This window comes from Sphaerisporangium sp. NPDC049002, from assembly GCF_040649355.1.
Classification (GTDB): Bacteria; Actinomycetota; Actinomycetes; order Streptosporangiales; family Streptosporangiaceae; genus Sphaerisporangium.
In genome coordinates, this window is sequence record NZ_JBEZFH010000002.1 from 11,380 (window position 1) to 32,594 (window position 21,215).

19 protein-coding genes are annotated in these 21,215 nt (G+C 70.3%); 12 read left to right on the forward strand and 7 right to left on the reverse strand.

The genetic code is table 11. The features are described 5' to 3' along the window. Window positions 1-477: 477 nt before the first annotated feature. The 3 genes from AB0B89_RS00735 to AB0B89_RS00745 all read right to left on the reverse strand — a co-directional run bounded on the left by AB0B89_RS00735 (window position 478) and on the right by AB0B89_RS00745 (window position 6,300). Window positions 478-939 carry a deaminase gene (locus AB0B89_RS00735; RefSeq protein ID WP_358546067.1) on the reverse strand — a complete coding sequence of 154 codons (462 nt, stop codon included), beginning with the start codon at window positions 937-939 and terminating at the stop codon, window positions 478-480. After that, the gene (locus AB0B89_RS00740; protein WP_358546070.1) at window positions 936-1,652 is read right to left on the reverse strand and encodes a dihydrofolate reductase family protein; all 717 of its coding nucleotides are present in this window, start codon (window positions 1,650-1,652) and stop codon (window positions 936-938) included. The genes AB0B89_RS00735 and AB0B89_RS00740 overlap by 4 nt, the downstream gene beginning before the upstream one ends. Before the next feature lie 406 nt (window positions 1,653-2,058). Continuing rightward, window positions 2,059-6,300: an HAD-IC family P-type ATPase gene (locus AB0B89_RS00745; protein ID WP_358546073.1), complete on the reverse strand. Its 4,242-nt coding sequence runs from the start codon at window positions 6,298-6,300 to the stop codon at window positions 2,059-2,061. Window positions 6,301-6,610: 310 nt separating this feature from the next. On the opposite strand from AB0B89_RS00745, the gene AB0B89_RS00750 reads away from it, so the two are divergent. Together AB0B89_RS00750 and AB0B89_RS00755 are read left to right on the forward strand one after the other, a co-directional pair. Further along, window positions 6,611-6,940: a hypothetical protein gene (locus AB0B89_RS00750; RefSeq protein ID WP_358546075.1), complete on the forward strand. Its 330-nt coding sequence runs from the start codon at window positions 6,611-6,613 to the stop codon at window positions 6,938-6,940. A 444-nt stretch (window positions 6,941-7,384) separates the two neighbouring features. Then, window positions 7,385-8,524, forward strand: a complete 1,140-nt coding sequence (locus AB0B89_RS00755) for a hypothetical protein (RefSeq protein ID WP_358546273.1) — start codon at window positions 7,385-7,387, stop codon at window positions 8,522-8,524. Window positions 8,525-8,528: 4 nt separating this feature from the next. Here the strand turns inward: AB0B89_RS00755 and AB0B89_RS00760 are convergent, their stop codons facing one another. From AB0B89_RS00760 to mca, 3 genes are all read right to left on the reverse strand, one after another. Next, complete coding sequence (locus AB0B89_RS00760; protein ID WP_358546077.1) at window positions 8,529-8,846, reverse strand: GNAT family N-acetyltransferase; 318 nt, start codon at window positions 8,844-8,846, stop codon at window positions 8,529-8,531. 29 nt (window positions 8,847-8,875) lie between these two features. Then, entirely contained in the window at window positions 8,876-9,130 is a 255-nt protein-coding gene (locus AB0B89_RS00765; protein ID WP_358546079.1) for a hypothetical protein, read from the reverse strand. A 74-nt stretch (window positions 9,131-9,204) separates the two neighbouring features. Next, complete coding sequence (gene mca, locus AB0B89_RS00770; protein WP_358546081.1) at window positions 9,205-10,089, reverse strand: mycothiol conjugate amidase Mca; 885 nt, start codon at window positions 10,087-10,089, stop codon at window positions 9,205-9,207. Window positions 10,090-10,223: 134 nt separating this feature from the next. Between mca and AB0B89_RS00775 the strand changes: the two genes are divergently transcribed. From AB0B89_RS00775 to AB0B89_RS00800, 6 genes are all read left to right on the forward strand, one after another. After that, a complete protein-coding gene (locus tag AB0B89_RS00775; protein WP_358546084.1) occupies window positions 10,224-10,661 on the forward strand; it encodes a DUF4307 domain-containing protein in 438 nt (145 codons plus the stop codon). An 89-nt stretch (window positions 10,662-10,750) separates the two neighbouring features. Further along, window positions 10,751-11,254, forward strand: a complete 504-nt coding sequence (greA, locus tag AB0B89_RS00780; RefSeq protein WP_358546086.1) for a transcription elongation factor GreA — start codon at window positions 10,751-10,753, stop codon at window positions 11,252-11,254. A gap of 195 nt (window positions 11,255-11,449) precedes the next feature. Further along, the gene (locus tag AB0B89_RS00785; RefSeq protein WP_358546089.1) at window positions 11,450-12,781 is read left to right on the forward strand and encodes an NlpC/P60 family protein; all 1,332 of its coding nucleotides are present in this window, start codon (window positions 11,450-11,452) and stop codon (window positions 12,779-12,781) included. Between the two features lie 190 nt (window positions 12,782-12,971). Next, window positions 12,972-13,121: a hypothetical protein gene (locus AB0B89_RS00790; protein ID WP_358546091.1), complete on the forward strand. Its 150-nt coding sequence runs from the start codon at window positions 12,972-12,974 to the stop codon at window positions 13,119-13,121. 54 nt (window positions 13,122-13,175) lie between these two features. Continuing rightward, window positions 13,176-14,147, forward strand: coding sequence for an MvdC/MvdD family ATP grasp protein (locus AB0B89_RS00795; protein WP_358546093.1), 972 nt, complete (start codon window positions 13,176-13,178; stop codon window positions 14,145-14,147). A gap of 2 nt (window positions 14,148-14,149) precedes the next feature. Then, a complete protein-coding gene (locus AB0B89_RS00800) occupies window positions 14,150-15,169 on the forward strand; it encodes a TIGR04500 family putative peptide maturation system protein (protein ID WP_358546096.1) in 1,020 nt (339 codons plus the stop codon). A 63-nt stretch (window positions 15,170-15,232) separates the two neighbouring features. Here AB0B89_RS00800 and AB0B89_RS00805 read toward each other — a convergent pair whose 3' ends face one another. Then, window positions 15,233-15,841, reverse strand: coding sequence for a TetR family transcriptional regulator (locus AB0B89_RS00805; protein ID WP_358546098.1), 609 nt, complete (start codon window positions 15,839-15,841; stop codon window positions 15,233-15,235). 143 nt (window positions 15,842-15,984) lie between these two features. Between AB0B89_RS00805 and AB0B89_RS00810 the strand changes: the two genes are divergently transcribed. From AB0B89_RS00810 to AB0B89_RS00825, 4 genes are all read left to right on the forward strand, one after another. Beyond that, window positions 15,985-16,506 (forward strand): hypothetical protein, encoded by a 522-nt coding sequence (locus tag AB0B89_RS00810; RefSeq protein WP_358546101.1) that lies wholly within the window; start codon window positions 15,985-15,987, stop codon window positions 16,504-16,506. Window positions 16,507-16,889: 383 nt separating this feature from the next. After that, complete coding sequence (locus tag AB0B89_RS00815; protein ID WP_358546276.1) at window positions 16,890-18,686, forward strand: phosphoenolpyruvate carboxykinase (GTP); 1,797 nt, start codon at window positions 16,890-16,892, stop codon at window positions 18,684-18,686. A gap of 155 nt (window positions 18,687-18,841) precedes the next feature. Beyond that, a complete protein-coding gene (locus tag AB0B89_RS00820; RefSeq protein ID WP_358546103.1) occupies window positions 18,842-19,603 on the forward strand; it encodes an isoprenyl transferase in 762 nt (253 codons plus the stop codon). Window positions 19,604-19,915: 312 nt separating this feature from the next. Further along, the gene (locus AB0B89_RS00825; protein ID WP_358546278.1) at window positions 19,916-21,184 is read left to right on the forward strand and encodes a PhoH family protein; all 1,269 of its coding nucleotides are present in this window, start codon (window positions 19,916-19,918) and stop codon (window positions 21,182-21,184) included. The last annotated feature ends 31 nt before the right edge of the window (window positions 21,185-21,215 follow it).

Here is a 21,215-nt window from a genome sequence, read left to right on the forward strand (position 1 = left end):
CGTCGCGTGAGGTGCGCAGAGCTGCGCGCCACCGTTTCTACCCGCACGGCAATCCTCACACTAGGCCGGGCGCCGCCCGCCGCGAAAACGAGTCGCTCGCCGCCCCGCGTGGAGTGGCTCGCCGCCGCGAAAACGAGTCGCTCGCCGGCGCTCTAGGGCATCGGTGAAGGTCGAGAGAATGGCGAAGACGGCACGCGTTCATGGATGCGCGCCGTCTTCGGAAGTCTTCGGGCCGTGAGGCGTCAGGCCGTGGCGGTGACCAGCCAGGCGATGCCGAGCAGCACGACGACCGGGATCAGCCACATCACGGCCTCGACTGCGAATTCCTTGTACATCGTGAACTTCTCCCTCTGAATACCTGCTGAGCACTGAGTACCTGCTAGAGCACCTGTCACGCCGCGAATGGCGCGCCAAGCAGCTTAACGGGCGTCGAAGACAGCCTTGACCAGGCAACCAGCGCACAAGACGCTTCCCGGCCTACGTGTCGAACAGGTGCGCGTTGACCTCGAGTACCCGGGAGGCCAGGGCGGCGATCTCGATGACCTCGACGCCCGCCTCGCGCAGCGTCTCCACGCCGGTGCAGTCGACGAAGAGGTCCGGCTCGCGCCACGCGAACACGGCGCGGCGGATGCCGGCGGCGAGGATCAGCTCGGTGCAGCTGCGAGGGCGTGACGCCCGCGTGGTGCAGGGTTCGAGGGAGCTGTAGATCGTCGCCGAGGCGAGCCGGGGGTCGTCGCGGGAGATCTTGGCCAGGGCCGCCTCTTCGGCGTGGTCGTGGGGGTCGCCCTCCCGGGAGTACCCGGTGGCGATGACCTGGCCCTCGGCGTCCACGACGACGGCCCCCACGGCGAACGCGGTGGCCGAGGCGGGACACAGGCGCGAGAGCTCGACGGTCCTGTCCAGCCACCGCCGGTCCACGTCAGCATGAACCTCAGTCATGAAACACCTCGGTCATGGGACTCCTCAGGCTCGCCGGAGGCCGGGGGAAGATAGCGCAGGAGCACCACGTCGCCGATCGGGCGGGCCTCGGCGAGGCGCATCGGGTTGGCCGGGCCGTACGGGAAGGGCCCGTCGCCGACGAAGCGGGGAGCGGAGGCGTCGCCGACGAAGAACGGGGCGACCACGAGGTGAAGCTCGTCGACGAGCCCCGAGCTGAGGAAGAGCGTGTGGACGGCGCCGCCGCCCTCGACCATGAGCCTCCGTACGCCACGCGCGGAGAGGTCGGCGAGGATGCCGGGGAGGTCGAAGGGGTCCCCGGCGTCGACCACGGTGGCCACGTCGGAGAGGCACTTGCGAGCCCTGTCAACGCATGGGGCCGCCGCGTACACGATCTTCTCGACGTCGCCCAGGGAGAAGAATCGGGAGCCGGGATCGAGGTCACCGCCGCCGGTCAACGTGACCTTGAGCGGGGTCTCGCCGAGCCCGCGCCGCACGCGCTCCGCACGGCGGTCCGCCGAGCGGACCAGAAGCCGGGGGTCGTCCGCGCGGACGGTGCCCGCGCCGACCAGGATGGCGTCGCACCCGGCCCGCACCTCGTCGACACGATCGAAGTCGGCCGCGTTGGACAGCGCGAGCGGTTCGCCGGAGGCGTCGTCGATGAAGCCGTCGATCGACATCGCGACCGACAGCAAGATGTACGGGCGCTCAGCCACCGAGGGTCTCCATGACGTCCATCATGCCCCCGGCGCCCAGGCGCCGAGCCCGACCGGCTATCGCCGCCCCCGCGAGGGGCGTACGGATCCCGTCAAGGCCGTTCAGACCACCCCAAGAAGGAGTTGGGACCGCCCGGGGACGGTCTTGCCCATCTGGTGGTCAGGCCGCTCGAAGTCGGCCCTGTCCCGTCTGGTGGTCAGGCCGCCTGGGGAGCGGCCTTCTCGATCCAGACCTGTACGAGGCGCACGACCAGCGCCTCTACCAACATCACGGCCGCCTTGGCCAGCACAGAGGCAAGGAAGTTGTACACCGGAACCTCACAGTAGGGGTGTTTTGACTGCTTTATACAGCATTGAGGATCGGTGTGACTATATGTCCAGATTGAAGTGTCTGTTTGGTGAACGGTCAGTGACCGTTCCCTTCGGGCGGATTGATCAGTCGGCCCGCCACCCCCGCCACGGTTCCGCTGCCCAGCCCGATCGCCCAGCCGAACGGCCCCACCGGCCGGCATCCGAAGAGCTGGCTGAGCCCCGGAGTGGAGACGACCACGAACAGGCACGCCAGGGACACCGAGGCGGCGGCCATGACCGTGCGGTCCCTGCCGCCGACCATCAGGGTCTGCACCAGCTGCGCCGACACCAGGCCGATCAGGCCAACGGTGTCGGCTCGCGCCTCCGTGCCGGTGGCCCGCCCGAGCACCCAGGCGACCGAGGCCGCCGCCGCCGTGGTGGCGGCGCGCCCGTAGATGTCCCTGGTGAGGGCGGCGCCTAGCGACGCCTCCGGCCCCTCCAGCAGCAGCCTTTCCGGGCTCGTGGCGCTCGGCGGCCTGATGGCGATGGCCAGGGCGGGCAGCATGTCGGTGAGCAGGTTGACCAGCAGGAGCTGACGGGCGTTCAGGGTGTTGCGGCCGGCGAACAGGTTCGACCCGACCGTGAACACGATCTCCCCGAGGTTGCCGCCGAGCAGGATGCCGAGTGAGTCGCGGACGGAGCTCCACATCGCCCGCCCCTCGACGATGGCCTCGACGATCGTCTCGATGCGGTCGTCGGTCACGACCACGTCGGCCGCGGCGCGCGCGGCCGGGGTGGCACGCGAGCCGAGAGCCACCCCCACGTCGGCGAGCCTGATGGCCGGGGCGTCGTTGGCCCCGTCACCGGTCACGGCCACCACCTTGCCCGCCCGCTGGAGGCCCGCGACGATCCGCGCCTTGTGCGCCGGGGTGACCCGCGCGAACACCGACACGTCCGGCAGCACCTCGGCCAGCGCGGCGTCGTCGATCACGTCCAGCTCCGGCCCGGTCATGACCCGCAGCCCGTCGAGCACGTTCAGCTCCGCGGCGATGGCCTCGGCCGTGCTGGGATGGTCGCCCGTGATCATCACGACCCGGACGCCCGCGCGCACCAGCCGGTCCACGCTCTTCGCCGCCGTCGGCCTGACCGGATCGGCCAGGCCGAGGAACCCCAGGAAGCACAGCCCCTCGACGCGGGACTCGTCGAGGTCGCGATGGCTCGTCGCGGAGCGCTCGGCGACGGCCAGCACGCGGTAGCCCTGCTGGGCGAGCCGGTCGACCTCCTTGGTGAGCGCCACGGCCGCGTCCTCGTCCAGGGGCTCGACCTCGCCGTCGCTCAGCAGGGTGGTGCACCGGGTGAGCACCACCTCGGGAGCCCCCTTCACGCTGAGCAGATGCGGGCCCCCACCGCCGGGCAGGGTCGTCCCCGGCTTGCCCGGTGTCCCGAGCACGGCGTGGTAGCCCCGGGCCGACTCGAAGGGCATCTCGTCGATCCGCAGCCAGGTGCCCAGCCCCTCCGAGGGGACCACCCCGAGCCGCTCGGCTCCCTCCACCACCGCGCGGTCGGTGAGGTGCGGGACGGCCCGCTCCCCGCCGAGCTGGGGCCCCGCCCGCAGCGCCGCCGCGAGGATGTGCCGGAAGTCGTCGGGCAGGCCCTCGACGGGGTACTCCAGGCGGCCGTCGGAGACCCGGCCCAGGCTGATGTGCCCCTCGGTGAGAGTGCCGGTCTTGTCGAAGCAGAGTACGTCCACCCGTCCGAGCGCCTCGATGGTCGACGGGTTGCGCACCAGCGTCTCGCGGGTCGAGAGCCGCCTTGCGGCCGCCAGCTCGGCGACCGTGGCGATGAACGGCAGGCCTTCGGGGACGGCGGCCACGGCGAGGCTCACGGCCGGGGCCAGCGCCGAGGCGAGGGTGGAGCGGCGCAGCAGGTTGGTGACCATCAGCATCGCGCCGGAGCCGACGGCGACCGGCATGATCTGGCGGCTCAGGGCGCGCAGCCGCAGCTCGACGCCGGTCGGCGGAGCCTCGCGCTTTCCGAGCTCGGCCGTACGGCCCGCCTCGGTGGCCGTTCCGGTGGCGACCACCACGGCCTGGCAGAAGCCCGCCGCGATCGTCGTTCCCTGGTAGACCATGGAGCTGCGGTCGGCCACCGCCGGGGCGGGGGTGGGCTCGGGCGACTTGGTGACGAGCTGCGACTCGCCGGTGAGAGGCGCCTCGTCGACTTCCAGCGCGCGTGACTTGAGCACCCGGCAGTCGGCCGGCACGGCGTCTCCCGCCCGCAGCTCGATGACGTCTCCTCGTACGAGGTCGTCGGCGGTGGCGTCCACGGACCCCTGCGGGCGGCGCACCCGTACGGGGACGGCGGTGGCGTCGGTCAGGCGGGTCAGCGCCTGGTCGGCGTTGGTCCGCTGCGCGCCGCCGATGAGCCCGTTGACGACCAGCACCCCGCCGATCAGAGCGGCGTCCAGGGCGGATCCCATGGCGGCGGACACGCCCGCGGCGGCGGCCAGCACCGGGGTCAGCGGGTTGGCCAGCTCCTCGGCGGTCGCGCGGAGCAGCGAGGCGCCCCCGGTCTCCTGCGGGGCCGGGACGGTCCTGCGGCGGGCGGCCTCCGCCTCGCTCAGCCCGGCCGCCGTCGTGGACAGGCGGGTCAGGACGTCCTGAGTCGGCAGCGCGTGCCAGGGCGTGCGGTCGGCGCGCTCCGGCAGCCCGCCACGGCCGAGGTCGCGGCCCGACCACGCGCCCGTGGCCAGGGTGACCAGCGAGGTGCAGTCGCCGACGAGCTGCACCCGGCGCACGGAGCCCTCGGCGCGCCCGAGGACGGTGAGCGCGCCTCCCAGCACGGCTCCTGCGGCGGAGACCTTCACGCTGCGATCACTGGTGGTCCTGGCCTTGTGGAGGGACCTCAGCAGCACGTGGGCCGCGTCGGGACCGCCGATCACGTCCGCGTCCCACGGCGGGCGTCCCGAGCGGGTGAGCACGCCGATGCCGAGGTCCGCCTCGCGCAGCCCGCGCCGGGAGCGCTGCGTCACCACGGCGACGCCGTGCCCGTCCGCCTGCAGCGCCCTTACGGCCTGAGGGAGCCGGGCGCCCCCCTCGACCAGCCGCTCGGTGCCGAGCCGCCACGCGAGGTCCGGGTCGCCACCGGCCATGACCACCTCGCACGCGTCGCCGGCGGCGCCGACGAGCGCCTCGGCGAACGGATGGACCTCGCGGACCACGCCGACCAGCGCGACCGCCTCGCCCCGGTAGGTCACGGTGACGGTCCGGATCCCCTTCTCCCGCCAGTGCGCCGCCTGGGCGGGGACCGTCTCCGGCGATTCGGCCGCCCATTCGCCGTGCCTCCGGCGTACGGTCGCGTCCGCGCCTTCGAGCAGCGCGTAGACGTGGGCGTGCAGTTCGCCGGGGTCCAGATAGGCGGCCGGGGGCAGGACGATGACCTCATGGACGGTCCAGGTGCCCATCGTCAGGGTGTCGGCGTCGAACACCACCGTGTCGATGCGGTCCATGCAGCGCATCGCGTCGCGGTCCAGGACCAGGGCGCCCCGCCGCGCGACGGCGATGCCGACGGCGCTGACGAAGGCGTCACGTCCGAGCCGGGCCGCCTTGGGCGTCCCCGCGACCAGCATCGCGAGCGCCCGCTCCTGATCGGGGCTGACGAGCGCGGTCACGCCGTACGAGGCGAGCGCGCCGACGCTGACGGTGTCCGCGTAGCGCTCGATCGGGCCGTACGGCACGGGACGCGGGCGCTGGGTGACGGCGGTCCTGATGTGGCGGTAGCCGCCCTTCCGGGCGGTGAACTCCTCCTCCCTCGCCGTCCACGCCCGGCGTGCGACCGTGGCCTCGGCGAGACGGCCGGCCGCCGCCACCGAGTCGATGAACAGGCCGAGAGGGCGCATCGCGAGCGTCTGGGCGGCGAAGCGCGTCGTGGCGAACACCATGTTCGCGGTGGGCCGCCCGACACGACGCTCCAGCTCGTGCCGTACCCGGGGGGTGGACTCCGCGAGCTGGAGGAGGGCCGGCAGCGCCGCGGGCGCCTTGGTCACGCGCGTCACCTGGCCGAACAGGGTCGCGCCTACGCCCACGAGGCCGGCGCCCAGCTCCACGAGCGCCCGGGCCTGGTTCTCCAGCGCGTGCCGCGCCGGGTGGCCGTCGCCGTCCTCCTCCGTCACGTCGAGCTCGTCCACGATCGTCAGCAGCTTTCCGACGTCCGCGGAGTCGGTGTCGCACTCGATGAAGACGAAGCCGAGCGCGCCGTTCACCTCGGCACGACGCGCGCCGCCGAGGTCGACCAGGCCCTCTTCGAGCGCGCGGGCCTCCCGCGAGGTCGCCGGGCCGCCGACGTTCCACAGCTGCACGCGGAGGCCTCCCGCGAACGTATGGACCTGCCGGGGGCAGGGAAGCAGGCCGCGCACCGTCTCGGGCAGCAGGGACGTGAGAAGACCTACCGGACCCCTGAGGTCTCGTAGCGGGAACAAAACGCCTCCAGGGAACCGGGTGCCGACAAGATGATCAGACCGCGTGGCGTGCGGTCTGATCATTCGACCCTAAGTATGCCCAGGTCAGGCGGTTGAACGCCTCTCTGACGTGGTTGCCGTCGTCTGTGCCGATCCGGCACGCGCAGGAGTGGATCGGGCGGCAGCGGATCGGGTGGCGGTGGATCGGGCGGTGCGCGACGTCGACCGCGCGGGCGTCCTGGTGGACGTCGACGAGGACGACCGGGACGTCCTGGAGGACGCCGGAGTCGACGCGCGTGTTGACGAGCGTGAAGAGGCCGCGCGTGTGGAGGACGCGCGTGTGGACGACGCCCTGGCGGCACGTGTCGTGGCCCTGCCGGACGTGGACGCCCGGGACGGCCGTGCCGCGGCCTTGGACTCCGGTTCGGACTTCTGGGCGGAGGCGCAGGCCCGTGCGGCCAGCATGGTCCCGGCTCCGATGGCCGCGGCCACCGGCCACTCCATCAGCCCGAGGGCCGCGAGCAGGCCCAGCCCGCCGTAGTAGGCGATGCGCTCGGGCGGCGGGAAGAACGTCTTGGCGGTCTCCATGGCCCTGTCCATCTCCTGTCCACGACTGCCGGACATGCCAGGCATGCGGGACATCCCGGGCATGCGAGGCATCTTCGGCATGTGCGGGCGGTGGACGTGGAAGCTGACGACAGGAGTGTCGAGCTGGATCAGATCGCCGTCGGAACTGGATGTCGGTCGTGTGCGATCTCGGCTCACGCGCGACGTCTGGGTCATGGTCATGGCCCCTCCTCGGGTGCGAAGCAAACTCCTCTTTTCACCCTTTGCCCACTTCAGAGGTCATCACTAGGGCCTTTCGTCCCGTCCTGACCTGTCGTCTCGCGGACAGCGGACCGGTCCACCCCGCCCGTCACGGCGTGCGGGGGATGGTCACGCTGTCACCTTCGTGGACATGGGCGTAGGCTCACGGGGCGTGAGCATGGATCTGGACTTCGTCAGCGAGCACGCGGGCAGGCCCGCGGCCCGCCTGACCCGGCGAGATGTCGCCCGGGCACTGCTCGCGCTGCCAAGTGGCCAGGCACTGGTGGCGATCCCCGATCTCCGCCGGGCGATGCTGGCGGCGGGCAACCCCCTGTCGGCCGCCTTCTGGGAGTCGGCCAAGGCCACGCTCACCGGCATCGAGGCCGGCGTGGCGACGGTCGGGGACGTCCAGCGGTGGCTGGAGTCGACCGGCACCGAGCCGATCCTCATCACCCGAAGCTATTTCGTCTGGCCCGAGGAGGGCGAGCGCGGCCCGGTCGCGGCGGAGCTCTACGAGCGGCTCGTGGCCCATCTGGAGCAGCACGTGACCGGAGGGGAGATCGAACCCGACCGGCTCGTGGCGGGCGACTCCGAGGCCCGCGAGGTCTACGAGGGGATCCAGGACCGCTGGCTGTCCACCGCGCTTCCGGACGGGCGGGTGCCGAGCATCGCCGTGGGCGACGAGCTCGACGAGGGGTTGTTCGCCTCCTGGGACGAGGAGGAGGCGTTCGCGCTCAGCGAGCTGCACCGCGTGCTCGCCGACCTGCCGGAGCCGCCGTGCCCCGAAGACGACCTGGAGACCTCGGCCCGGCGGCTTCGCGCGGTCCTGGCCGAGCAGGGATATCCGGGCAGTGTGCTCAAGGCCTGCGCGGGCCTCGAAGACGGCCCGCTGCCCGAGAGCGACACCGAGCTGTGGCTCATGGTGGCGGCGGGCATCGCCTCGCCGGTCTCCGACCTGCAGGACGAGGACGAGCACCAGTTCTGGGACCTGGAAGGCGAGCTGAGCCAGGAGGACGCCGCGCTGGCCGCCATCTGCACCATCCACCACGCCGACTGGCTCGCCGCCGTCATAGCGCTCGCCCGGCGAGGCCCCGGAGTGCTGGCCTCGCCCGAGCGCATCGCGAGGTTCGTCGCCGAGTCCGAGGACATCGACGTCGAGATGGACGACCCCGAAGACCTGGAGACCACCGAGGCGCTGTTCACCTCGGTCACGCCGCTGTGGCAGCGGCTCGGCATCGTCGACGAGAAGGCGATCCTCACCCCGCTCGGCTGGTGGGGACTGCCGAAGGCGCTGGAGCGCGCCTGGGCGCCCGAGTGACGCGTCAGCCGGTGGGCTCCGCCACGTCCGGCCGGGTTCCGGCCACGAGATCGCGGTATTCGGGGTGGCGCTCGATGTAGCGGGCGACGAAGGGGCACCGGGGCACGACCGACACCCCTTCGGCACGCGCCGAGTCGAGCGCGTAGCGGACCAGGCGGCTTCCGAGCCCCTGTCCCTCGAACGCGTCGTCCACCTCGGTGTGCGTGAAGACGAGCCGACCGGTGAGCCGGTGGTACTCCGCGAACCCGCCGAGCCGGCCGTCGACCGTGATCTCGAAGCGCTTGGCGTCCGGGTTGTCGGTCACCTCGACCGCGTGGTCCATGGGGGATTCCTCTCAGTGGACCTCGGCGCTCAGCGGGTCCCGTTGGGTCGTGGGTGGGCTTCCTGATCATCGGTCTCGGGCTCATCGGTCACCGGCTTGCCCAGATCGGCTTCGCGGGGAACCTCGATCTTGGAGATCTGCCTGTTCATCGACTTCACCAGGAAGTAGAGCGCGACGCCGATCGCGGCGACCACGAGGAAGCCGACGAGGCCGGGGCCGACGGGAGACGCCGGAGCGGCGACTCCCGGCAGGGAGGCAACGGCATGTGCGGTGAAATCAGTCACCTGTCAAGTCTGCCACCAGGGGGCCGCAGCCCCGGCGGCGGCAGGCTGGTGACCTGCCGCCCGGGGCGTCGCCGTCACTGGTGAGCGCGTGACACCTCGCCCGCGTGGATCCCCGTGAACAGGTCGTCCTCGGGCAGCGCGGTGTCGACCAGCGACCGGGCGAGGTGGTAGTCCTCGGTGGGCCAGATCTCCTGCTGCAGATCGCGCGGGCAGACGAAGAAGAAGCCGTCCGGATCGATCTGGGTGGCGTGCGCGAGGAGCGCCAGGTCGCGGGTCTCGAAGTAGTCGCCGCACGGCACGCGCGTGGTGATCTCCCACTTCTGCGGGCGGTCCTCCCAGCGGGCGATCCAGTCGCCGTACGGAGATCCGATGCCCCGGTCGGTCATGGCCTGGTGGAGGGCCTCGAACCGCGCGCGCGTGAAGCCCATGTGGTAGTAGAGCTTCAGCGGCTGCCACGGGTCGCCCGTGCCGGGGTAACGGTCGGGGTCGCCGGCCGCCTCGAAGGCCTCGACGGAGATCTTGTTCGTCATGATGTGGTCGGGGTGCGGGTAGCCGCCGTCGTCGTCGTAGGTCAGGATCACGTGCGGCTTGAACGCGCGCACGGCCGCGACCAGCGGAGCCGCCGCCGCCTCCAGCGGCTGGAGCGCGAAGCACCCATCGGGCAGCGGTTCGCTGTCGTCCTCGGGCAGGCCGGAGTCGACGAAGCCGAGGAAGCTCTGCTCGACGCCGAGGATCTCACGCGCCTTCTCCATCTCCTCGCGTCGCACCTCGGTGATGTTCGCGAGGATGTCGGGGCGCTCCATCTTGGGATTCAGGATCGAGCCGCGTTCGCCGCCGGTACACGTGCAGACCAGCACCTCGACGCCCTCGGCCACGTAGCGCGCCATCGTGGCGGCTCCCTTGCTCGACTCGTCGTCAGGGTGCGCATGTACGGCCATCAGCCTCAGCGGTGCACTCACGGCTCGGTTTCTCCTCAGGTGTCCAGAACAGCTCCCCGGAGAGGCTAGTTTCTCCTGGGGCGACGCGCGGGGCGGAGCCCTCGCAGGGGACAATCGTCTCGTGCAACGACGAGGGACCGCTGGGAGATTCCGCCATGACCGATAGTGGTGTCGGTTCGAGCGCGCCCGGGCCGGTCCTCGGGACCCCGGAGTCCTTTCCGGACCGGGAAGGACGCTTCGGACGGGGCGGGAGATCCATTGCCTTCCTCATCATCGGGATCTTTATCGCGATCGCGATGGGCGGCTGGGGTTACGTCATGATGTCCGCCAAGGGAAATCCCGACGTGATGACCGAAGTGATCGCTTTCCAGGTGGGCGGACCGAGCTCGATCACGATAACCTTCCAGGCACACAAGGCCGCCGACCGGGCGGCGGTGTGCAAGCTGCGGGCCACCGACACCGACCACGTCGAGGTGGGCACCCGCGATGTCACGCTCCCCGCGGGGCAGGCCGACATCCAGCTGACGGAGCGCCTTGCGACCAGCGCTCGGGCCACTTCGGGCCACGTGCAGTACTGCTATCTCGTACAATGAGACTTTTGGGAAAGCGTTCGGGCGGGTTAATTTGTTAGTCTCCCCGAATTCGAACGCTCGCAACTCTCACGAGTACGCAAGGAGAACCCGTGGTCGACTCCCGCGAAGAGAACGTCACCTGGTTGACGCAGGAGGCGTACGACCGCCTGAAGGCGGAGTTTGAGTATCTCTCGGGGCCCGGGCGTGTCGACATCGCCAAGAAGATCGAAGCCGCTCGCGAAGAGGGAGACCTCAAGGAGAACGGCGGGTATCACGCCGCCAAGGAGGAGCAGGGCAAGATGGAGGGCCGCATCCTCCAGCTCCGCCAGCTCCTCGACCAGGCGAGAGTGGGGGAAGCCCCGCGTGCCGAAGGCGTTGTCGGCCCCGGAATGACCGTGACCATACGGTTCGACGGTGACGACGACGAAGAGGTGACCTTCCTGCTGGCCTCCCGCGAGGAGAGCGGCGCCCCGATCGACGTCTACTCACCCCGCTCTCCGCTCGGTGCCGCGATCAACGGCAAGAAGATCGGAGAGAGGGCCACCTATACGCTGCCGAACGGCAGGCAGAACACCGTGGAGATCCTCGAGGCGGTGCCGTACATCGGCAACTGAGCACCGCGCTCGACACCCACGTCCGACCCCATGACATGATCCGCCGGAGCGCCGCTTCGGCGGATCGAGGCTGATTAAGGGAGAATCACCGGACATCGGCGTCGGAGTACAGGACAATCGGGCACTGACGGGGACGACGTACGCCTGGCGTGCGAGACTGCTCAACGCGAGATACCAGGGCGAAAGGGGTTGAAGGTGCTCGATCGGCGACCACCTGGCACGACCGTCGTCCGAGAGAGCCTCACCCGAGGCCTGAGCGGTGTCCGCGACTACCTGGGCGGCGCGCTGGCGGAGGCGCGTGAGGATCTCGGTTACCGCCCGCCGCCCCACCCCGGGCGTCGCCGGCGCCCGGTGCCGCGGATGCTGCGCCGGGCCGTCCCGGTCATCGCCATCGGGCTCGTCACGGTGCTCGCCGCCGACCTCATGGTCCTCGGGGAGCTCGGGCAGCGGCGGTCGCAGGTCGCCGAGCCTGCCCCGCGCCGGCAGATCCAGAGTCGCGAGACCGGCTTCGTCGCGGCCGCCAGGGACCTGCCCGCCCCTGCCGCGCAGGCGCAGGTGGCGCCGTTGGGTGAGCTGCGCAAGCCGCACCTTTTCGTGGTCGCGCCCCGCCCGTTCTCGGCCGCCGCCGTCCGGCGGGTCAAGTCCCGCAAGGGAGTCAAGGCGGTCGAGGTCGTCAGCGCCGCCGACGTCATGATGGACGGCAAGCGCGTGCAGACCATGGGGGTCGACCCCTCGACGTTCCGCGCGTACACCCCGCGCGCCACCGCACGGTCCGACGCCCTGTGGAACAGCGTCGCGGCGGGCGACATAGCGGTGTCCTTCACCCTCGGCAGCGACGGCGGCGTCGCCCTGGGCTCCACCGTCAACGGAGGCGGCCGGAAGCTCCGCGTCGGCGCATACGCGACGGTGGGCATGGGCCTGATCAACGCCGTCGTCTCCCAGCAGGTCGCGACGTCGCTCGGCATCCCTGAGCGCAACGCGCTGGTCGTGAGCGCGCCCGGCGTCGACTCCGCGCGGCTGCGCCTGACGCTCTTGAAGATCCTTCCTAAGGGCAGCCAGGTCGCCTTGATCAACCCGGTGCTCACGCCGCCCGCCCAGGCGCGCACCACCTGGCCGGTCAGCTCGTTCATGTCGGCCGACCAGCTCCGCGTGGCCCTCACGGCCGCGGTGAGCAAGCTCGGCAGGCCGTACGTCTGGGGCGCCGAAGGGCCCGACACCTTCGACTGCTCGGGCCTCGTGCAGTGGGCGTACGCCCAGGCCGGGGTGACCATGCCCCGGGTGACCCACCAGCAGTGGGTCACGGGCCCCCAGGTGCCCCTCGCGCAGGCACAGCCCGGAGACTTGCTGTTCTGGCGTAACGATCCGACCAACCCCGGCTATATCTCTCACGTGGCGATCTACTGGGGCGACGGCAAGATGCTTCACGCCCCCCACACGGGTGACGTCGTGAAGATCGCACCCGTATACACCAAGAATCTCGCCGGAGTCGTCCGGGTGAGCCCCTGGGTCGCCGCGCGGGTGCGCTGACCGCGCCTCGGCGGCCTTTCCCGCGAGCCGCCCGCCGCCCTCCCCGGGTACGCTGACCTGCGCGTCCGTCTCACGGATGAGTCGCAATCACCCGCGCGAGGGACGCCCCGCGCTAGCTCGCCCCGTTAGGTTCCCTCTGGGGAGCGGGGCACATAAGGTGCTCCGTGCTACACAAAAGGGTGGGATTCGCATGAGCAAGATGCGTACCTCCATCGAGGACATCGCGGCCTTCGGCCCCGAGCTCGACGAGGCTCAGCTTCTTCAGGTCAGTGGCGGCGCGAAGAGCCAGGTCATCGAGATCCACGGTGGCCACAGCCACACCTCGGGGGACTCCAACTGATGGACGCGGGGGCGCGGCCGACCGTCGCGCCCCCGCTCCCGCGGGAGGCTTGCCATGATCCTCGTACTGACCTGCGCTGGTGACGACCACGCCGACCGGGTCGTCGAGTTCCTCACGGCAGGCGGAGCCGACGTCGTCGTCTTCGATCCGTCCTTCTACCCCACCGAAGCCCGCCTGGAGATCAGCCACTCGGGCACCGGCTCGACGGCCCGCGTGCTCCACGCCGGTGGCCGCCGGGTCGTCCTCGACGAGCTGACGGCGTTCTGGTACCGGAGGCCGCTGAACCCGGTCACGCATCCCGAGGTCGCGCCCTACGCTTACGCGGGCTACATCCAAGACGAGCTCCGCGCCGTCTCCGACAGCTTGTGGGACAGCCTCGACTGCCTCGCGGTCCCCGCGTCCCGGCCCGTCATCGACCGCGCCGCGCGCAAGCCGTACCAGCTCGAACGGGCCCGCCTGCTGGGCTTCGAGCTTCCCGAGACCCTGGTCACGACCGACCCCGGGACGTTCCTCGACTTCTACGACCGGCACGAGGGACAAGTGATCACCAAGCCGGTGCATGGCAACCGGCTGGAAGGCCAGGGAGAGCGGTTCGGCCGGTTCGCGGCGCCCGTGTCCACGGCCGACACCGGATACGCCGACGCGCTGCGCTACTGCCCGGTCATCGTGCAGGCCTACGTGCCCAAGCGGGTGGAGATCCGGGTGACCGTGGTGGGGGCGGCGGTCTTCGCCGCCGAGATCCACTCCCAGGTGAGCAACCACACGAAGTACGACTGGCGGCACTACGACCCGGGCGCCACGCCGATCCGGGCCCACGACCTGCCCGACGAGATCTCCCAGCGCTGCGTGGCGCTGGTCGAGCGGCTCGGGCTGACCTATGGCGCGATCGACCTGATCCTCACGCCGGACGGCCGCTACGTCTTCCTTGAGATCAATCCGAACGGGCAGTTCCTGTGGATCGAGGCCGCGACGGGCCTGCCCATCAGCGCCGCGATCGGTGACCTGCTCACCAGGGGAGAGAAGTGACGGTGGACGCGCGGACACTGGCCGACGCGGTCGGCCTTCTCAGCGGCGGCACGGCCGAGCGGGACCTCGCGGCGTTCCGGGCCGTTCACCCCGAGGTACGGGCGCGCCTGATCAGGCAGCGGGAGGAGTACGACGGTTCGCTGCACCACGCCCTGCTCGTCAAGGACGGGAGCGGCGCCACCATCTCCCTGTCGTGGTGCCCCGAGACCGCCCTGCCGTGGCCGCTGCGGGGCGTCCACCGGGCCGCCGAGCATCTGCTGCTCCGGGTCAACGGCGTCGACACCCCGGTCGCCAGGGCCATCGCGTGCCTGGACTTCATCTGGGACGAGTCCGCGGTGGCCGACCGGCTCGTCACCGACAGCCTCGTACGAGAGGCCCTGGAGGAGTCGCCGGAGCACTTCACCGACGAGGAGCTCCAGAACGCGATGAACGCGTTCCGCCGGGCCCGCGGGCTGCTGACGGGCGAGGCGACGCGGGAGTGGATGGACCGCAACGGCATCTCCCACCCGGAGCTGGAGGAACTGGTCGCGACCGAGGCGGCGGTGGCGCGGTTGCGCGCCCGGGTGGCCGCCGGGCACGTCGAGGAGTGGTTCGCCGAGCACGGCCACGAGCTCGACGCCGCCCGCGTCGTGCGGGTGGCGCTGGACGCCGGCGAGGAAAGCGGGGCCGAGCCCCCGGCGGAGCCCGGGGACTTCCTCGTGGCCGCCGAGCGGGCGTTCGCCGCGGGCACGGCCATGCCGGGTCCGATCTTCGTCACCCTGCGCAGAGGAGAGCTGAGCCCGGAGGCGGCGAGCCAGGTGTTCGGCGCCGAGCCCGGCACGGTCGCCGGCCCGGTCCGTACCCAGGACGGCCTCATGCTGTTCAAGGTCCTGGCCGTGGTGCCCGCCGTCCTCGACGACGTACGGGACCAGGTCGAGCGGCGGATCTTCGACGAGTGGATCGAGCGGCGCAGGGGCACGGCCAAGATCGAATGGTTCTGGGGCACCACCGACCGCACCAGCTCGTCGACGCCACTCTCGTAGCCCGCCGCGCCACCGGCCCGGCCCCGTCCGAAGGCCCATGACGCCGGCCGCCGCGGGGCCATCCTAAAGTGGCAGCCCTTCCTCCAGCAGGACCAGCGCCTCGTCCATCAGGCCGATGAGCCGCTCCTCGCCGTCGGACCTCACCCAGCGCTCGACGGCCGCGATCCAGCCGCCCACGACCGCGCCGGTGAAGACCCGTACCGCGAAATCGTCGGTGGAGCGGCCGGTGCGCTCGGCGATGGCGGCCGTCAGCATCGTCATCGTGGCGATCTGCCCCTCCATCTGCCGTGCTCGCAGTGAGGGGAGCGACCAGACGAGCTTGACGCGCTGGAGGATCGTCTGCTCGTCGTAGGCGAGCACCTCGCCGTAGACCAGGCGGACGGCCTCGCGCAGCGCCGCGAGCGGCGACAGCGACGCCGGCTGCTCCAGGAACGCCGAGGCGAGCAGCGGGTCGTAGTCGTCCTGGATGACGACGTCCTCCTTGGTGGGGAAGTAGCGGAAGAACGTGCTCGGCGAGACCTCCGCGGCCTCCGCGATCTGCTCGATCGTCGTGTTCTCGTACCCCTGCTCGACGAACAGCCGCAGTGCCTGTTCCCGGATGGCCAGCCGGGTCTTGGCCTTCTTGCGCTCGCGAAGACCGCATTGCTGTTCGATGCGCGGAGGTGAGCTCATCTTCCGATTCTCGCGTGCCGAACCTCCCAAGGTCTCGCTTCGCCCGTGCCGAGTTCGGAGCTCGCCGTGCCGGTTCGGGCCTGTCCGTGCCCGGATGGGCTGCGCCCCTTGAAGCTTCTAGGTATAGGTGTAATCTCAATTACATGGAAACAGATGAAGCAGTCATCATCTCCTGGTTCACCGGCCGTCTGCCGCAGGAGTGGTTCTCCGGGCGGCACGAGTTCGTCCTCGACCGCGAGGAGATCGCGGTGGTCGGCACGCTTCCGGTGCCCGACGCGCCCGACGCGCCTGAAGGGGCCGAGAGGGCCGCGCTGCTGGACGGCCTCGTCCAGCGCTTCAGGGAGGAGACCCGCGAGCGTCGCATCGAGATCGCCCGCGAGGCCGAGCACCGGTTCCGCCGGAAGGTCTCATGGGGTGTGTCCCTGGGCGGCGAGACAGTGATGTTCACCACGCTTTCGATCCCGGTCATGACCCGTCTGCGCCAGCAGGAGCGGCGCGTGCTCGACACACTGGTCGCGGCGGGCGTCGCGCGCAGCCGCAGCGACGCGCTCGCGTGGTGCGTCCGGCTCGTCGGCAGCCACACCGACACCTGGCTCGCTGACCTGCGCGATGCGCTCCAGCACGTCGACCGCGTGCGTTCCGAGGGCCCGGAGATGAATGCGTAGATTGGCCTAAACCAATTCTTTAAGAGGCCTAGACCATTCGAATTGGCCTATACCAATGTTTGCCCGGCGCCAGGTGGGTAGCACCCCCGCCGGCCGGGGTCGTCTCTTTTATCTCGGTCAACTGTGGGTAAACTCCCACGAACCATCGCGGTCCCTGCCTGCCGTGACGTCGTACGCACGGGCAGCGGACAGGGGCCACGGCGGCGCACCGAATTCACGAGCGTGAAACAGCGGCGAAATGGGAAGGGCAGATCTTCTGATTTTAGGAGCTCTTGCACTTCCGTTTTACCGACTGGTCTACGCCAATTGGATTCGGTGCGGTTTGTCGTTAATGATGTTTGGCCTGAGAGTAAGGAGCCGGCCCCGTGTCAGTTTCCATTGAGATGACCGCCCCGACGACTCACGCCGAGCTGGTCGCGTGGGTCCGGGAGATCGCCGAGCTGACTGGTCCCGATCGCGTCGAGTGGTGCGACGGTTCGGAGGCCGAATGGACTCGCCTCACGAACCTGCTGGTCAAGCAGGGCACCTTCACCCGCCTCGCCAAGCGGCCCAACAGCTTCCACGCGGCGTCGGATCCCACGGACGTGGCACGGGTCGAGGACCGCACCTTCATCTGCTCCGAGAATCCCGAGGACGCCGGCCCGACCAACAACTGGGTGGCCCCCGAGGAGATGCGCGAGACTTTCGGCAAGCTCTTCAGCGGCTGCATGCGCGGGCGCACGATGTACGTCGTGCCCTTCTGCATGGGCCCGCTCGGCGGCGAGATCTCCCAGCTCGGGGTCGAGATCACCGACTCTCCGTACGTCGTCGTCTCCATGCGCGTCATGACCCGTATGGGCGAGCAGGCCCTGCGGCTCATCGAGGAGCGCGGCCATGGACACGGCGAGTTCGTCAAGGCCGTCCACTCCGTGGGGGCCCCGCTGGCGCCCGGCCAGGAGGACGTCCCCTGGCCGTGCAGCGCCACCAAGTACATCAGCCACTTCCCCGAGACCCGTGAGATCTGGTCATACGGCTCCGGGTACGGCGGCAACGCGCTGCTCGGCAAGAAGTGCTACGCGCTGCGCATCGCCAGCGTGATGGCCCGTGACGAGGGCTGGCTCGCCGAGCACATGCTCATCCTGAAGCTCACCCCGCCGTCCGGCGAGCCCCGCTACGTCGCCGCGGCCTTCCCGTCCGCCTGCGGCAAGACCAACCTCGCGATGCTCCAGCCGACCATCCCTGGATGGAAGGTCGAGACGGTCGGAGACGACATCGCCTGGATGCGCTTCGGCGAGGACGGCAGGCTCCACGCCATCAACCCCGAGGCCGGGTTCTTCGGCGTGGCACCGGGCACCGGCGAGTCCACCAACGCCAACGCCATCAGGACCCTCTGGGGCAACAGCATCTTCACCAACGTCGCGCTGACCGATGACGGCGACGTGTGGTGGGAGGGGCTGACCGACGAGCCTCCGGCGCACCTCACCGACTGGAGGGGCCGCGACTGGACCCCCGCCTCCGGCGAGCCCGCCGCCCACCCGAACGCCCGCTTCACGACCCCGGCGGCCCAGTGCCCGACGATCGCCCCCGAGTGGCGGGACCCCGCGGGCGTGCCGATCTCGGCGATCCTGTTCGGCGGGCGCCGCGCGACGGCCGTACCGCTGGTGACCGAGTCGTTCAGCTGGCGGCACGGCGTGTTCCTCGGGGCCAACGTGGCCTCGGAGAAGACCGCCGCGGCCGAGGGCAAGGTGGGCGAGCTGCGCCGCGACCCGTTCGCGATGCTGCCCTTCTGCGGGTACAACATGGGCGACTACTTCGCCCACTGGCTCAAGATCGGTGAGACGGGCGACGCGAGCAGGCTGCCCAAGCTCTACTACGTCAACTGGTTCCGCAAGGACGCCTCCGGCCGGTTCCTGTGGCCCGGGTTCGGCGAGAACAGCCGCGTGCTCAAGTGGATCGTCGAGCGCCTGAACGGCGAGGCGGAGGCCGTGGAGACGCCGATCGGCCTGCTCCCGGCCGAGGGCGCGCTCGACACCGAGGGCCTCGACGTCTCCGAGGCCGACATGGCCACCCTCATGTCGGTCGACCCCGAGGTCTGGAAGGAAGAGGCCGCGCTGATCCCGGAGCACTTCGAGACCTTCGGCACCCACATGCCCAAGGGACTGTGGGACGAGTACCACTCCCTGGTGAGCCGTCTGGGCTGATCCCCGGAGCCGCTACGAAGGCCGGGGGCTGTGGCCCCCGGCCTTCGTAGCGGTACTGATCGGTAACCGAAGCGGGGGCGGGCAGGGCTCCGGGCACGTGATAATTGCGTGTTGTCAACGCCCGGAAGCGGACGGGCGGCGAAGGGGAGGTCACCATGGGCATGCGCGATCTCGTGTACCGGCTCTACGAGCGCCGGCTCGGGACGAGGCTGTCCTCCGACCAGATACCCCGGCACGTGGGCGTCATCGTCGACGGGAACCGCCGCTGGGCGAGGGCCATGGGCCTGCGCGACGTCAGGCACGGCCACCAGAAGGGCGCGGACAAGATCTCCGAGCTCCTCGTGTGGTGCCGTGAGGCCGGTGTCGAGGTCGTCACGGTGTGGTTGCTCTCCAGTGACAACCTCTCGCGGCCCAAGGAAGAGCTCGACCCGCTCATGGAGATCATCGAGGACACGGTCCAGGGGCTGGTCGCCGGAGGCTGGCACGTCAACACGATGGGCGCGCTGGACCTTTTGCCCGATCGCACGGCTCGCATCCTTAAAGATGCTAAAGAAGCGACATCACGCCGACCTGGGCTGATTGTGAACGTTGCGGTTGGGTATGGAGGAAGACGTGAGATCGCTGATGCGGTGCGTTCCCTCCTCCAGGAGCACGCCAGCAAGGGCGCGAGCATCGAGGAGCTTGTCGAGGTCCTCGATGTCGAGCACATCGCGGAGCATCTCTACACGCGCGGCCTCCCCGACCCGGATCTTCTCATCCGGACCTCGGGAGAGCAGCGGCTCTCCGGATTCCTGCTCTGGCAGAGCGCCCACTCGGAGTTCTACTTCTGCGAGGCCTACTGGCCTGACTTCCGCAGAGTCGACTTCTTGCGGGCGCTGCGATCGTATGCCGCGCGGCACCGACGGTACGGAAACTGAAACACCCCGTGAACCCCCCCTAAAGGCCCTGGTCGAGCTGTTGGGTAGGGGGCGTCCACGACGTACCGTAAGTGGTAGGCAGTCCATACGGCCTACTTCGGGAGAGGGTCCGCCCTTGCGTCGCCTTTTGACGAGGAGGGCCGGTCTCCGGCGTCGCCTCGCACAAGTGGGGGCGCACGACCGGACCCGGTCCGTTCACCACCTCATCTGGCAGGGCGCTTACTCCTGGCGCCCGGGGGAGAACGCGTGGCAGTGTCCTCGAGCAACCCGTCCACTACCTCCAGTAGCCCGACGCCGTCCAGGCGTACCTACATTGTGGACACCTCAGTCCTCCTAGCCGACCCTGCGGCGATGAGCCGCTTCGCCGAGCACGAGGTAGTTCTACCTATCGTCGTCATCACCGAGCTGGAGGCCAAGCGGCATCATCCTGAGCTCGGTTACTTCGCCCGCAAGGCGCTTCGCGTCCTGGACGATCTACGGGTGAAATACGGGAGGCTGGACGAGCCCATGCCGATAGGCGAGGGCACCATACGGGTTGAGCTCAACCACAGCGACCCCGCGATCCTGCCGGCCGGTTTCCGGCTCGGCGACAACGACACCCGCATCCTGACCGTCGCGCGTTCCCTCGCCGCCGAGGGCTGCGACGTGGTGCTGGTGTCCAAGGACCTGCCCATGCGGGTCAAGGCCGCCTCGATCGGCCTCACCGCGGAGGAATACCGCGCCGACCTGGTCGTGGAGTCGGGCTGGACCGGCATGGCCGAGCTCCAGGTGACCACCGAGGACGTCGAGTCGCTCTTCGAGAACGGCAGCCACGAGCTGGAGGAGGCTCGCGAGCTGCCCGCCCACACCGGCCTGCGGCTGCTGTCCACCAGGGGTTCCGCGCTCGGGCGGGTGCTGCCCGACAAGTCCGTGCGGCTGGTGCGGGGCGACCGGGAGGTGTTCGGGCTGCACGGGCGCTCGGCCGAGCAGCGCATCGCGCTCGACCTGCTCATGGATCCCGAGGTCGGCATCGTCTCGCTCGGCGGCCGGGCGGGCACGGGCAAGTCCGCCCTCGCCCTGTGCGCGGGCCTGGAAGCGGTGCTGGAGCGCCGCCAGCACCGCAAGGTCATCGTCTTCCGCCCGCTGTACGCGGTGGGCGGCCAGGAGCTCGGCTACCTGCCGGGATCCGAGAACGAGAAGATGGGCCCGTGGGCGCAGGCGGTGTACGACACGCTCGGAGCCGTCACGACGCCCGAGGTGATCGAGGAGGTCCTCGACCGGGGGATGCTGGAGGTCCTGCCGCTCACGCACATCCGTGGCCGCTCCCTGCACGACGCCTTCGTCATCGTGGACGAGGCCCAGTCACTGGAGCGGGGCGTCCTGCTGACCGTGCTGTCGCGCATCGGCGCCAACTCGCGGGTCGTGCTGACCCACGACATCGCCCAGCGCGACAACCTCAGGGTCGGACGGCACGACGGCGTGGTGGCCGTCGTCGAGAAGCTCAAGGGGCACCCGCTGTTCGCCCACGTCACGCTGACGCGGTCCGAGCGCTCGCCCATCGCCGCCCTGGTGACCGAGATGCTGGAGGACATCACGGTCTGACCGGGTCGCCTACCGCGTCACTCTCGCCGTG

What these genes read in the sequence shown, in the direction of transcription:
- AB0B89_RS00735 (WP_358546067.1), bottom strand. Translation starts at nt 939, where the DNA reads ATGACTGAGGTTCATGCTGACGTGGACCGGCGGTGGCTGGACAGGACC.
- AB0B89_RS00755 (WP_358546273.1), top strand. Translation starts at nt 7,385, where the DNA reads ATGGATCTGGACTTCGTCAGCGAGCACGCGGGCAGGCCCGCGGCCCGC.
- AB0B89_RS00760 (WP_358546077.1), bottom strand. Translation starts at nt 8,846, where the DNA reads ATGGACCACGCGGTCGAGGTGACCGACAACCCGGACGCCAAGCGCTTC.
- AB0B89_RS00775 (WP_358546084.1), top strand. Translation starts at nt 10,224, where the DNA reads ATGACCGATAGTGGTGTCGGTTCGAGCGCGCCCGGGCCGGTCCTCGGG.
- AB0B89_RS00790 (WP_358546091.1), top strand. Translation starts at nt 12,972, where the DNA reads ATGAGCAAGATGCGTACCTCCATCGAGGACATCGCGGCCTTCGGCCCC.
- AB0B89_RS00795 (WP_358546093.1), top strand. Translation starts at nt 13,176, where the DNA reads ATGATCCTCGTACTGACCTGCGCTGGTGACGACCACGCCGACCGGGTC.
- AB0B89_RS00805 (WP_358546098.1), bottom strand. Translation starts at nt 15,841, where the DNA reads ATGAGCTCACCTCCGCGCATCGAACAGCAATGCGGTCTTCGCGAGCGC.
- AB0B89_RS00810 (WP_358546101.1), top strand. Translation starts at nt 15,985, where the DNA reads ATGGAAACAGATGAAGCAGTCATCATCTCCTGGTTCACCGGCCGTCTG.
- AB0B89_RS00815 (WP_358546276.1), top strand. Translation starts at nt 16,890, where the DNA reads ATGACCGCCCCGACGACTCACGCCGAGCTGGTCGCGTGGGTCCGGGAG.
- AB0B89_RS00820 (WP_358546103.1), top strand. Translation starts at nt 18,842, where the DNA reads ATGGGCATGCGCGATCTCGTGTACCGGCTCTACGAGCGCCGGCTCGGG.